The organism is Streptomyces cupreus (genome assembly GCF_014257025.1).
In the GTDB taxonomy this organism is placed as follows: Bacteria; Actinomycetota; Actinomycetes; order Streptomycetales; family Streptomycetaceae; genus Streptomyces; species Streptomyces cupreus.
The window spans coordinates 100,773-113,363 of sequence record NZ_JACMSF010000025.1 but is presented as its reverse complement, the minus strand read 5'-3'; the positions used below and the strand labels follow the sequence as shown (position 1 = coordinate 113,363).

The 12,591-nt window shown below is 69.0% G+C and carries 8 protein-coding genes and 4 pseudogenes; 3 read left to right on the top strand and 9 right to left on the bottom strand.

Translation table 11 applies throughout. The features are described 5' to 3' along the window. A pseudogene (locus H4N64_RS45430) lies at positions 1–165 on the bottom strand (DUF2867 domain-containing protein); the annotation flags it as partial. Positions 166–260: 95 nt separating this feature from the next. Between H4N64_RS45430 and H4N64_RS23200 the strand changes: the two are divergent. Further along, the gene (locus tag H4N64_RS23200) at positions 261–818 is read left to right on the top strand and encodes a TetR/AcrR family transcriptional regulator (RefSeq protein ID WP_186284320.1); all 558 of its coding nucleotides are present in this window, start codon (positions 261–263) and stop codon (positions 816–818) included. A 992-nt stretch (positions 819–1,810) separates the two neighbouring features. Here the strand turns inward: H4N64_RS23200 and H4N64_RS23195 are convergent. Together H4N64_RS23195 and H4N64_RS23190 are read right to left on the bottom strand one after the other, a co-directional pair. Beyond that, positions 1,811–2,230 carry a roadblock/LC7 domain-containing protein gene (locus tag H4N64_RS23195; protein WP_186284319.1) on the bottom strand — a complete coding sequence of 140 codons (420 nt, stop codon included), beginning with the start codon at positions 2,228–2,230 and terminating at the stop codon, positions 1,811–1,813. Continuing rightward, the gene (locus H4N64_RS23190; RefSeq protein WP_336246784.1) at positions 2,227–4,200 is read right to left on the bottom strand and encodes a sensor histidine kinase; all 1,974 of its coding nucleotides are present in this window, start codon (positions 4,198–4,200) and stop codon (positions 2,227–2,229) included. The genes H4N64_RS23195 and H4N64_RS23190 overlap by 4 nt, the downstream gene beginning before the upstream one ends. An 821-nt stretch (positions 4,201–5,021) precedes the next feature. Between H4N64_RS23190 and H4N64_RS23185 the strand changes: the two are divergent. Then, a pseudogene (locus H4N64_RS23185) lies at positions 5,022–5,828 on the top strand (multicopper oxidase domain-containing protein); the annotation flags it as partial. A gap of 361 nt (positions 5,829–6,189) precedes the next feature. Here H4N64_RS23185 and H4N64_RS45425 read toward each other — a convergent pair. The 6 genes and pseudogenes from H4N64_RS45425 to H4N64_RS23160 form a co-directional block, all read right to left on the bottom strand. Further along, positions 6,190–6,321, bottom strand: a complete 132-nt coding sequence (locus H4N64_RS45425; RefSeq protein ID WP_260859897.1) for a hypothetical protein — start codon at positions 6,319–6,321, stop codon at positions 6,190–6,192. A 219-nt stretch (positions 6,322–6,540) separates the two neighbouring features. Then, positions 6,541–9,120, bottom strand: a complete 2,580-nt coding sequence (locus H4N64_RS45420) for a prenyltransferase/squalene oxidase repeat-containing protein (protein ID WP_260859896.1) — start codon at positions 9,118–9,120, stop codon at positions 6,541–6,543. Next, the gene (locus tag H4N64_RS23175; RefSeq protein WP_186284316.1) at positions 9,117–10,007 is read right to left on the bottom strand and encodes a trypsin-like peptidase domain-containing protein; all 891 of its coding nucleotides are present in this window, start codon (positions 10,005–10,007) and stop codon (positions 9,117–9,119) included. The genes H4N64_RS45420 and H4N64_RS23175 overlap by 4 nt, the downstream gene beginning before the upstream one ends. Further along, positions 10,004–10,543 carry a CU044_2847 family protein gene (locus tag H4N64_RS45415; RefSeq protein WP_260859895.1) on the bottom strand — a complete coding sequence of 180 codons (540 nt, stop codon included), beginning with the start codon at positions 10,541–10,543 and terminating at the stop codon, positions 10,004–10,006. Before H4N64_RS45415 ends, H4N64_RS23175 begins: the two co-directional genes overlap by 4 nt. A gap of 136 nt (positions 10,544–10,679) precedes the next feature. Next, on the bottom strand, positions 10,680–11,345 hold the full coding sequence (locus H4N64_RS23165; RefSeq protein ID WP_186284315.1) for an SMI1/KNR4 family protein: 666 nt from the start codon (positions 11,343–11,345) through the stop codon (positions 10,680–10,682). A 192-nt stretch (positions 11,346–11,537) separates the two neighbouring features. After that, positions 11,538–11,741: pseudogene (locus H4N64_RS23160) on the bottom strand (transposase); the annotation flags it as partial. On the opposite strand from H4N64_RS23160, the pseudogene H4N64_RS23155 reads away from it, so the two are divergent. After that, a pseudogene (locus H4N64_RS23155) lies at positions 11,738–12,387 on the top strand (ISAzo13 family transposase); the annotation flags it as partial. The pseudogenes H4N64_RS23160 and H4N64_RS23155 overlap by 4 nt on opposite strands. Positions 12,388–12,591: the final 204 nt, after the last annotated feature.

Here is a 12,591-nt window from a genome sequence, read left to right as displayed (position 1 = left end):
GCCACCCTTGCCGTTCGCCATCTGCTGGACCAGGTGGTGCAGGTCGTCCGGGCCGCCCGGCGTCGGCAGCGTCCATAGATCCTCAAGCCGGAAGTCGTTGGCGATCTCATGAATCCGCCAGGGGCGGGACGTGTGGTCGGTTGAGGGAAGGCGCAGGTCACTCATGGCAAACCTCTTTCTATACGGTGGCGTATAAATCGAGCATAGACTCATCTATACGGCTCCGTATACTGGCTGGGAGATGTGAGGGGAGACACGGCATGGGCGCGATCCGTACGCCACGGGACAAGTGGATCGAGGAGGGACTGCGGGCGCTTGCCGGCGGCGGCCCCGAGGCTGTCCGGGTCGAGGTCCTCGCCCAGACGCTCGGCGTCAGCAAGGGTGGCTTCTACGGCTACTTCCGCAACCGCGCCGCACTGCTGGAGGAGATGCTCGCCACCTGGGAGCGCGGGGGCACCGAGGATGTCATCGAGCGGATCGAACGCGACGGGGGCGACGCCCGCGAGCGCCTCGGGCGTCTCTTCGACTTCGTGGGGTCGGGCGAGACGCCCGTGACCAGCGCCGGGGTCGAGCTCGCGATCCGCGACTGGGCCCGGCGCGACGAAGGTGTCGCACGTTGCCTCCGCCGGGCCGACAACCGGCGCATGGACTATCTGCGCGAGCTCTACGGGGCGTTCTGCCCCGACGAGGGCGATGTCGAGGCCCGCTGCCTGATCACCTTCTCACTGCGCATCGGCGACCACCTCATCGCAGCCGACAACGGACCGCGCAGCCGCACAGAAGTCCTCGCCGCAGTCAGGAACCGGTTGTTGGGCTGAGGGCTGTTGCGGTCGCGCAGGGTGTACCCGCCGTCGACGACCCTCGCCTCGGCGGCGGGTGCCATGCACTGGGTGAGAGCGGCTCGCCCTTCACGGCGGCCCCAGCCAGCCCGATCCGGGCCTCGCCCTTCACCGGGACGAAGAAACTCACGCCCGTACGGGGTGATGGTGGGGCCACCGAGAAGTCGCCCCAGTACAGCTTGCCATCCTGGGCGTACGAGATGCACAAAGTGCCCCAGGAGCGCTGCGGGATGCTGTCCATGGTGTACGTGGAGCCAACGTCGACGAACACCTGCACCTCTTGGTTCGGGACGGGGCAGTCCATGCGGATCTACCCTTGAGCGAGGAGACGGCGAAGGTGGCCACGAGGGCGAGTAGGACGGTGGCGCGCAGAATTCCTTCAGCATGCGGGGCTCCGATTCAGGGACGTTCGGATACCCCTGATCGTCGTCAACGCCCGTGCCCTCGGCATCGTTCGCAGGCAGGGTCTGCCCCCGCCGCACGGCGGAGAGGGATTTCCACCGGAGTACTACCTGAGTGCTTGGTTCTGTCTCGGGAGAGTTGGGCGTCGCGGTTTCCATGCCCTCCCGAGTGGAGGCTGCTGCGGCTGCTGGGCGGCCGACTCCTGCATGACATCGGGGAGCCGTTTCCCTCCGATGCTCCCAACCCGCCCCCAATCGCCGCCCTTTGCCCGCTGCCGCGCCCGCCGACAGCCGGCTGCTTCGGAACATGGCCCCGTACGGCCCTGCCCCAGCGACCTGTCCGACGCCCGCTGGCAGCGGATTCGACACGGCGCGGGGCATCCGTCTCGCAGAGCAATTGCCAGCGAGTCGTAGGCTCCGAGGGTGATGGTGACCATCATGGTGGACATTGGCGAGACGATCACCCGGGACCACCGCTACTGGGCGTCGTGGGCCAACTGGATGCCTGCTGGTCTGCACCCGCATGACTCGCATTGGTCCTGACATACAGTCAGTGGAGCGCTCCGGCGACTATCCCGCGGCCACGGGCCCGGAATGGAGTTCGCGCACCAGCTGCGGCGTGAGCAGTTCGCCGGCGCGGTCGGTCAGGACAGCCATCTCGTAGCCCACCAGGCCGACGTCGCACCCTTCGGCGGCGAGGACGCCGAGGCAGCTGCCGTCGCGGATGCGACCGACCATGAGGAAGCCCCCGAGCATTTCGATCATGACGAGCTTCATCCCGTGGAAGCCGTGGGCCGTCGCCGCGTTCTGGGCGAGGCTGGTGATGCCGGAGACGACTGCGGCGAGGTGATCGGCGCGATCGCGACTGAGGCTGTCCGAGGCGGCCATGAGCAAGCCGTCGGAGGAGACGGCGACGGCGTCGGTGACACCGTCTGCGGTGCGTACGAAGTCCGAGATGAGCCAGCCGAAACTCTGGACGGCGGTGGTCACGATGACGCTCCTTGTGTGGTGCCGGCTTCCGCACGGGCGACACCTGCTCGGAAGCCGTTGAGCAGGGAGGCGACAGCGGGCCTGGCGGGCGGGGATGGGGGAGAGGCATCCTCCACGGGTGCGAGGAGGCGCTTGGGGAGGGCGAGGAGTGCGGACAGTCCGCCGCCAGTGGTGTCGAAGAGGTGGACTTGGGTGCCTTCACCGAGGCGGTGGGTGAGCCGGCCGACGACGAGGAGGCCGAGAAACCGGGTGGGCGCGGCGAGGAAGGCTTCCTCACCGGAGTCGGAGAGGCGGGCGTTGGCACGTGCCCGGTCGGCCTCGGACATGCCGATCCCGTGGTCGACGACAGCGAAGCAGTACATGTCGTCCTCACGGTCGTACCAGCCGTGCACCTCGACCGGTTCGGTCGGTGGCGAGAAGGTCAGCCCGTTCTCGATGAGCTCGGCAAGGAGGTGGGCGACATCGGCGACGGCGTGTCCGCGCACTCGTACCGGCTCCACGGTCGCGATCAGGACCCGCCGGTACTGCTCCACCTCGGCGACAGCGGACTGGACGACTTCCAGCCCATTGGCCGGTGCTGCCGTGGGCCGGGGTGGATTCTGCCCGGTGAGGACCAGCAGGCTTTCGGCATTGCGCCGCATACGGGTGGCGAGGTGGTCGAGTTCGAACAGTTCGGCGAGGGCGTCCGGGTCGAGTTCCTGCCGTTCCAGACGGGTGATGAGGCTGAGCTGACGACGCACGAGGTTCTGGTTGCGGCGGCCGAGATTGGCGAGTGATTCGGTGGTGTTGCGCCGCAGGCCGGCCTGCTGAGCGGCCAGGAGGAGGGCGGTGTGTTCCACCTGGTGCAGGGATGCCGCGACCTCGGCGATCTCCGCCGCGCCGCCCAGCAGTCGCGCGTCGGGATGGTCCGGCGCGTCCGCCGACGGGAGGAGTTCCACTTGGTCCTGCGGCGAGCGCTGGATGCGGGCGACGGTTGCGGGCAGCCGATGTCGTGCTACGTGATGAGCGGCCTCGGCGAGGGCGCCGAGCGGGCGAGTGAGGGAACGGGAGGCGAAGGCGGCGAGGCCGGCGATGAGGGCGGACATGAGCATTCCCGCGACGAGATAGGCGGCGAGTTCCTTCTCGGCGTCGTGCCTCAGGCGTTCGGCGCGGTCCCGTACGTCGTCCCCCACCGACTGCTGGACGGCGTGCAGATCATCGACGAGCACGGTCATCGCGTCCCACCAGGTGCCGGCGTCGGCAGGCAGCGCGGAGCCGTCGGCGGCGCCTTCCGCTCGTTTCTCGTAGGCGGCGGCGCGTTCGGCGCTCTCGGTCCCGAAAGCGTTCTTCAGGGCCACGCGCTGGGGTTCCGTGGCGACCTGACGGAAGCGGGCGAGGGCGGCTACGCGGGTGGCGCGTACCTCGGTGAAGGTGAGGTACGCGCTGCCGCGGAAGGCGCCTGCGGCGAACACACCGTTGAGGTAGCCGCGTTCGAGAGCGACGGATTCCTTGGCCGCGGCCAGCTCCCGCAACGCTGCGAGCCCGTCGCGCAGTTGGTGGTCGGCGCCCGTCGCTGTCTCCGCCACCGGATCGACGGCGTTGAGAGCCTCGACGGCGGCGGTGTAGAAGGTGAGGGTCGCGGCAGGGTCGGCTGTCTCCGCGTCGGTAGCGGCGCGGATGTCGGCGAGGCGCTGCAAGCGCCGCTGGATGACCCCCTGGACGGCATCCTCCCGGCGCATTTCGTGCAGTGCCGCGTCAACGCGCTTGCGCACAGCGGTGAGCTGGGGGCGGAACTCCTCCTCACCGCCCAACAGGCCATTGGTCAGGCCACGTTCGCGTTGGAGTTGATGCACCAAGGCCTGGACGCGCAGGCTGAGGCCAACCTCGGCACGAGTCGTCCGGGCGTCGCCGAGCGCCTCGGCGCGGCCGTGCACGGCGTAACCGGCCACAGTCAGCAGCAGGCAGATCGGGATCGTAATGACCACCGCCACACGGCCCCTGATGCTGCGCCAGCCAGGCATCGGCCGACGGCCGGGAGCCCTGCGACCATCGCGGCGAAGCCCTGAGCCGGCCTTGCCCGAAATACCCACGCCTATTGCGCCTAGCCTGCTGAACAGCGACCGTAACGGCTCCAAGACCCTCATAGTCACGAAGCTAGTCCGACCGCAGTGCCGGGCGGTTTCCGACCGGTTAGGGTGCGTGGGAAATTCAATTGCGCCGCCCTCACATCTCCTGCCAAGACACTGTGACTGCGGCAGGCGGCTGGTCACTAGCAGGTTCTGCCCGGTGAGGACCGGCATGGCAGATCCGGGGCGGCGGCACGGGGCCCCGGTGGCAGGGGCCAGTCCCCGGGCCGGAAGGCCCAGACCTACCGAGGGCTGCCCATTACCTTCCTCGTAGAGCCCGGTTCGGGTTCGTGGCCTTCGGGGCCGGTATGACTCTTTGCCCCTGTCCTTGATGATCCGGGGGGTGCTGTCGCCGGTCCCGGCGGCACCGGATGGTCGCTGATGGAAGCGTGTCCGCCGGCAGGCAGGGCTGCGTAATGTGGCTGCCGATCTCCGGTGCCCGGGCGGGCCACCGGTTGTGACTCCGGAGAGGGAAAGCCTGGTGACCAGCTGAATCGCGGGTCTACTACGACAGGAAGCGCGCGGAAAAGAAGCGCCACAACGCAGCCCTCATCTGCCGGCGGGCCAACGCCCCAGCCGTACGGCCGCTGCGCCAGACCTGCGCCCCGCTGGGCGGCGCAGGCGATTCATGAGACGCGCCGTCCCGGTTCTCCCGTATATCACCGCAAAACGTGTGTTATTAATCTATGCACACACATACGCGGCGTACTTTGCTCGGTGCCTCGATCGTGGCCGCCGGCTCGGGAGTATTGGGTGCCTGTTCCGAGGCCGACTCCCCCTCCGGGGCAGGCTCCCACTCGCGGCCCGGCTCCGAGTCGAGGGCTGTGGCCGCCGACCACAGCGGACTCGGCTTCGCCCCCAAGGGACCCAAGGGATACGTGAACCCGTCCGATCCCGAGGTCGTCGCCGCCGAGAAGGAACGCGGGTCCGGACCCCTCCGCAGGTTCACGCTCACCGCCACCGAGACGTCCCTCGACCTGGGCGGACAGACCGTCAGGTCATGGGCGTACGGCGACACACTGCCCGGCAAGGAGGTCCGGATCACCGCGGGGGACACCCTCGATCTCACGCTCGCCAACCACCTGCACGCGGCGACGACACTGCACTCGCACGGTGTCCGGATGCGCTGCGACATGGACGGCGTACCGGGCCTGACCCAGTACTCCATCAAGCCCGGCGCGGACTTCACCTACCGCTTCGCCGTGGCACACCCGGGGACGTACTGGCTGCACTCGCACTCGGGAATGCAGCTCGACCGCGGCCTGTACGCCCCGCTGATCGTTGAGGACCCCAGGGAGCCGTTGTCCTACGACAAGGAGTGGGTCGTCGTTCTGGACGACTGGGTGGACGGCGTGGGCGGCTCCACCCCGGACGGCGTGCTCGCGCAGTTGCGCGGTGGCAGGGGCGCGCCGATGGGCATGGACATGGGTGAGGGCACCGCACACGACGCTTCCGGCGACCACATGTCCAACGGCGCGCATACGTCGGCCCCCCGCGGATCTCGGGTGAGGTGACGCCGTGGCTGGCGCGGCGCATGGCCTCGTACAGTGCGGCGTCCTCCGGCGGGTCCGGGAGGACCGGGAAGCGGCGCTGAGCGATCGGCCGGTGGCCCGACCATGTGCCGCGGTAGCCGCGGGACAAGATCATGAGACGGAGTGGCTCTGTCCCGGATTGAGACAGCGCAAGAACGCCCAGGTCATCAATCAGGAACAGGACATTCCGGAATTGGGACCTACACATCGTGCAGGTTCGCAATTCGGATGTCCCTTCCTCATTGACGGTGGCCCTTGTCCGGCCTGTGGGACACCAATGTGAGACGAACGCTCGTGTCCTGTCGCATTGCCGGGGCGGGTATCAGATCGCGAAGCTGTACCGGGTGCGGCTGCCCGACAAGGAGGAGATCTGGCCGGCGATCCGGGCCAGGGCGTAGGCCGAGGGCGGGGAGGTCCTCTTCACCGACGCCAAGTAGCCCGGCTTACGGTGCACGAGACCGATGGGGCGCAAGAATTGTCGGAGTGTCGCCAGCAAATGACAAACGGGCCAGTACCGTTGGCGTGCCCTTCGCCAGCCCCTGTGTCTTTGTGGCTGCCACCGACTCGCGGGGAACGGGGGTGCGACGGAGGGCGTCTGCCGGGCGGGCTCGCCAGTGTGGTGGCGGACCGGTCCGGCGTCGACGCGATCCGCTCATCCTCTAACAATCGCTCGTCACATGTGCGTTCGACCGGCCGGCTGATACAGCCATACGGCATGCGTGCGCAGCGCCGACAGCCCCTGATAGGTCATCGAGATGGGCCGCCGCACCTCGGTACCGGCGCCCCGCCCCCAGTACCAGATGCCGTCCGTTTGCCCCGCCCACACCGCGGCCACGGCCCCCTCCAGCCGCACCCGCAGCTCGTCCTGAAGCCCCTCGGCGCGGGCGATCTCCAGGGCGCCCGGCGAGAGGAGGGCGCGGGCCAGCCAGGAGGCGGTGAAGTGCCGTACGTTCAGCACCTCGTGGCGGGAGGGGTCGTCGGTGCGGGGTCGGCGCACCTCCTCGTACAGGTTCTCCAGGTCCAGGCAGGTGTCGTGCGGGGCGTCCGGGCAGGACAGCAGCCAGCGGATGCCGTCCTCGCGGGCGGCGCGCGTGTCGCCCCCCTCACCCAGGACCCGGGCGGCCCGGTCGAGGGCGACAATGGCCTGCGCGGTGTGCAGCGGGGACGGCGGGCCGTACGGCGGCTGGAGACGGTAGCCCCAGCAGCGCAGGTGGTCGCGGTGGGGGTCGCTGATCGCGCCGTCCGCCAGGGCTTGGCGCAGCACGGGCAGGCTCTCGGAGCGGGGCGCGGCGCGCAGCAGCCCGCGCAGCACGGTCGTCACCACGTGGGTCGACTCCCACCCGGCGCGGTCGAGTTGACGCGTGAAGCCGCTCGCGCATCGGTCCACCTCCGCGGCCAGCCGCTCGCCGGACGCGCCGGCCCGGGCCAGCGCGCCCAGCACCAGCGCGGTGACCTCGGGACGCGCCTCGGACCCCTGCGAGCGCGCCGACCAGCCGCCGTCCGGGAGCCGCATCCGCCACAGCGTGTCCACCAGGTCGCCGGTGCTCAGCCGGCCGTCAGGCACGCCCAGGTCCAGCATGATGTGCAGCCCGTACGCGGTGCCGACGGGGGTGGGCCGGGAGGGCGAGTCCTCGCCGAGGGAGTGCGGCCAGCCGGTGAGCCGCCCGTGCTCGGGGTCGTCGACGACGGACACCTGGTCGAGGAGGGTGTCGTAGGCGGAGGCGATAGCCTGAGGGAGCGAATCGGGCGCCCCAGGCGCCGTGGCGGCAGGCCCTACACGTGTGGCCGACGCCCGCTCCGTGGCCGCTGCCCGCGCCCGCAGCAGTGCCGCCACCAGCCAGGCCGCGATGCAGATGCCGAGCCCGCTGACCCCGGCGATCACATACCGGGCTGCCGAACCCTCGAAGGAGCCGGGCAGCACACTGAACAGGAACTGGAACACGCCGTACCCGGCGGCCACGGCCCCGAGCCCGCCGAGCCAGCCGACGAAACGGGCCGGGGGCGGACTGTCCGCGGATTCCTCGTGGGGAGCGGGAAGGGTGCGGCCGGGCTGACGGGAACTCAAGGGACCGTGCCCGCGCTGCTGTTGGGACAAGACACGCTCCCGCCCCCGCGGGGGCGGCGAGGCGACGGCCGGTCCGTCGAGGACGAGCGACTGCCGGGTCCCGTGTGCGTAGGGACGTCCACCCGCCGAAGAGACGGCCTGCTCGGACGAGGTAGACGGGGTGCTGGACCGGGCCGCATCGGTCAGACGAGGGGTTGATGCCGGTTTCGCGGCCCTCTCACTGCTACCGGAACGTCCGGTCAGAGCAAGGACCATCGCACGCGCCGTATCGAGCCGGCGCTCATCCCTCATCGCCCCTGCAGCCTCGAACTCCGTGGTTGCGAGGTTCATCAGAGCGGAACGGGACAGGGGGTGGCGGTCGCCGAGGGTCGCGGCCGTCTTCTGCGCGGTGATCGCAAGGACATCAGCCGACCGCTCGGCTCGTTCGACGTCCCCGGCCACGAGAGCCGAACCGAACTCGGCGCGAGCCAGTGTGACTAGTGCCGAAAGAGACGTCGGATGGTCGCCCCCGAGCACTCGTACAAGGCGGCGGGCGGCCCAGGCCAGAGCATGTACGTGCGTGTCCGCCTCGTCGTGGCGTCCGTCCTGGCGGCACACCTCGGCGAGCACCGCATCCACAAGCAGCAGCGCTTCAAGCCGGTCAGGGTCCCGGTCGTCGGCGGAGCCGGAGGCTGGTCCGTTTCCCTCCAGGCCGTCCGTGTCCGCGGAATCGGTCGTCCCGAAGCGCGCGGCAGCCTGCCGGGCCGCCTCCTCTGCGCCGGACAGATCGCCGAGGCGCAGCTTGATCGCCGCCAGGTTGGCCAGGGTCAGGGGTGCGTCGTCGCCCATACTCTGTGCGGTCCGTGCGGGAGCCATGGACAGCATGGTGTCCGCCGCGGACACCAGCCCGCGGTCCGCGAACAGGGCAGCCAATGCGTTCTTGACGTCGTCCGGCAGAGAGGCCGCCACCGGGTCCCATGGCAGGCGTGACACCACATGCTCCATGAGACGGTGCGAATCCCCGATCAGGCCGAGCGAGTCGAGCAGTACCGTCAGCCGGGCAAGGTCCCGGGCGATGTGGGGGTACCGGAGCGGCTCTGGTTCGCGGAGCAGCGCCTGTACGGCGGCCGCGGCCCGTGTTTGCGCGCTGGTGTCTCCACGCAGCGCGCGTTCGGCATTGGAGATGGCATCCTGCCAGTGGTCGCTCATGACGAGTTTCCGCGCGTGTGGCCTTCGATGGCCGCCTTCGCCGCCGTGAATTTGAGTTCGGCGACCTGGGCCGGGTCGAGGATGTGGCGTCCTGACCACTCGTCGATGCGCTCAAACCAGGACTCGGCCGCCGCCGCGGCTGCGGCCACGGTGGCCACCTTCGGCTCGTCCCGCTCTTCTGCTTCCTGCTGTGCGGGATCGGCCTTGGCCGTCCGCTGTAGAACGGAACGTGCCCTCCTGGACTGCCCCGGTGTGGAACCGGCCGGGTCGATCACATCAAGGAGGTGCTCCACATCGAACTGGTCGAAGCGACGCATCGCCTCGCCGATCGTTGCTGCGAAGAGCACATTGGCCGCTCGGTCCGCGGCGACCCGGTCCGGCACCTGTTCCAGGAGAATGCCCACGACCACCGGTTCATGATCCCCGGGGACGCCTTTGACAACCGGGCCGCCGGAGTACCCGGAATAGTCGCCCAGTATCTGGTGCACCGTCAGCTGCAGCGCTTGGATGACAGCGCCCCCCTCACAGAGATATTTGGCCGCCCCGCTGTCCACTTGGCCGCGCAGATGCACCTCGGCCGCTGCCGGACGGTACGGCCCGTGCCAGGCGTCCCCGCCGTGGGCGACGCCAGCGCGCGGGATCGGCAGGCGCACGTCGTACGCGCCAGCGATGGCGATCAGGGCCAGGTCGGCCTCCTCGTCCCGGCGGCACACTTCACCAGCCAGGCGGCTGCCGTCCGCCAGGACCACATCCACACGGTCATCGAGGGTGGCCAGACCCCGCAGGCAGTGCAGAGCCGTGAGGACATAGCGACGGGTAATCAGGAATCCGCCGCCGAGGCGCTGCTGGGCTTGGAAGAGCTCGATCCAGTAGCCGGTGCCCGTCACGGCGTCTCCGCGACCCGTTCCACAGTGAGCGTGACCTCGAAGGACGCCTCGGCCGACGCCTTCGACAGTATGACCCCCGCCTCCGCGGCCAGGGTCAGACCGAATGTGACGGCCATGCTCGATACCTGCCATCCGTCGCGTCGCGGCACGTGGGCGAGCGCCTCCTGCGCTATGTCCGACGCCTGGACGATCGCTTCCTCCAGTTCCCCGGCGCGGTCCGCCAATGCAGCGCTGGAGCGCGTCCGGCTGGCGATCTGCCGAGTTCCTGTGGCGTCCAACGCCACGGTCTCGACCCGGACTTCGGCCATGAGTCCCCCTGTCCGTGATGTGTGGTGCGCGGCGGCCAACTGCCCCGCCGGAAGCGTAGCCAGCACCCGGCCAGTCTGCGACCTGTTCAGCCCACAAGATCCATCCGGCCTACTGTCGAACGAGTCCTCGCCCTCTTCGAGCAAGCCGAGGAAGGACTCCGAGCCAAAGATGTCTGCCGCGTACTCGGCCTCGGCACCGAACCGCGCCACACCGAGAACACCCGCCAAGCTGAAACACCTGGTCAACCGCGGCATCCTCGCTGAGCCTGAACCCGGATTGTTCGCCCAGAGCCGCCCGCAGGACGAACGTCATTGTCCTGATCAGCGAGCCTCATCCAGAGCCAACCTCGAAACGAACATCAACTCACGAATCACTCTCCCGATCGCCGGGGGCCTTGTCCCTGGGGAACATGTCCGCGTACGGATCCGGCTCGCCGGTGTCCGGATCCAGCCCGGCGAGCCAGCGGCGCTCTGCTTCCTTCGAGTGCACGAAGCTGTTTGGGGTGCCCTTCTCCCAGAAGATCGAGCTCACCGGGCAGCCATCGGCGAAGCCCTCGAACCGGTCCTCGAAGAGTCGGCACAGGAACTCCGCCATACCGAAGGGGTAGACGGTAAAGCGCGAGCGGGTGTGGCGGCCGCACACCACCACCGGCCATCGATCGGGATCGTTGGCCGTGGTCAGCCAGCACAGAATGTCCGCGCCCGCCGTGACGCCCCAGGCCAGGAGGTGTTCGGGGTGGACGTCGAGCGCCTCATGGCCGCCTTCCCTCTTCCAGGTGTAACGGACGTTGGCTGTCTCCTCCTTCATCGCGTCGTCGACCCAGCGGCGGCCCTGAAAGGGCAGCGGGGAGAACACTCCGGCATCGCCGTTGATCGAACCGGTGCCGTAGCGGGCCATGAACGCCATGTAGTCAGCCGGAAAGCGGGTGCCCCAGACGTCCTCCACGGCGTCCCAGTCGATCTTCTCGTCCTTGCCGTGCTCCGGCGGCATCAGTCTTTCGAGGGCGGCCACGTGCGGATGCTCTGTCATGCCGGCACAGGCTACGGGGAGCTGGATCGGGAGGTCACCTCTCGGGGCCAAGGATGCAGGAGAGGAACCAGGCAGCAGAGCCCCAACTAGATCAGGTGGTGCCCCTTTTCGTGGTGCAGCCGATCAACTGGTGGTCGTGTTTGTGGTGTTGGGTAGTGCGGGGGCGCCTTCGGGGAGTTCGGGATGGAGCGCGTCGATCCGTTCCAGCGGGTTGGTGGACTGGATCTTCTTCCAGTGGCGGGGCAGGAAGTGCGCGAACGCTGTCAGGTCCTCCTTCGCCTCCAGGAGCATGGCCCTGACCTTGGGAAACTGGTTGCCGAACATGTCGGCGACGGTGTCCAGCTGACTGCGCACGAGGTCAGCGGTGGGCTGGGTGAAGATGGTGCGAATCGATGATTCGGCATGGCGATCAAGGAGGGGCACGGCAACAACTTGTCGTGCGATTCGGCGTGTTGCTGCCACATCTGAACGAGCGGCAGCGGCGGCTGATGCTGGCGACGGAGGCGGGACTACTCGGCCATGGCGGTGTACGCGCCGTCGCGCGAGTTGCGGGAGCGAGCGAGACCACCGTCCGAAGGAGTCTGCTCGAGCTGGCAGCGCGCCCCGTGCCTCTGGGCGGGGGACGTATCCGCAGGCGGGGAGGTGGCCGCAAGCGCCTGACGGAGCGTGATCCGCACCTGCTGCCAGCGCTGATGACGCTGGTCGAGCCGGATGAACGAGGTGATCCCATGTCGCCGCTGCGCTGGACCACGAAGCCGCTGCGCAAACTGGCCGCCGAGCTGACCCGTCAAGGCCATCCGATATCTCCGGTCTCCGTGGGCAAGCTGCTGAGGGCGAGCGGATTCAGCCTGCAGGGGACCGCCAAGGCCCTGGAAGGCAAGCGGCATCCGGACCGGGACGCCCAGTTCTGCTACATCAACGAGCAGGTCAAACACTTCCAGGCGGCTGGCGAGCCGTGATCAGTGTCGACTCGAAGAAGAAGGAGATGCTTGGTCGGCTGCCGAACGCTGGGCGCGAGTGGCGCCCCAAGGGCGAACCGATCCCTCGCGCACCGCCTGGGCCGTCGAGACCAGGACGAGGGCGGTAGGGGCCGGTCGTTCCACCCAGGGGGCCAGGGCGAGACACGTCCGGGGCGGCGAGAGGGGGGCGAGAGGAGCAGGCCCAGCTGCTCCCGGCAGTTCCCGGAGTGCTGCGACTGCCACCCGGGTCCATACATCAGATTTCGCTCCGATTGAGCCCGCGGTGT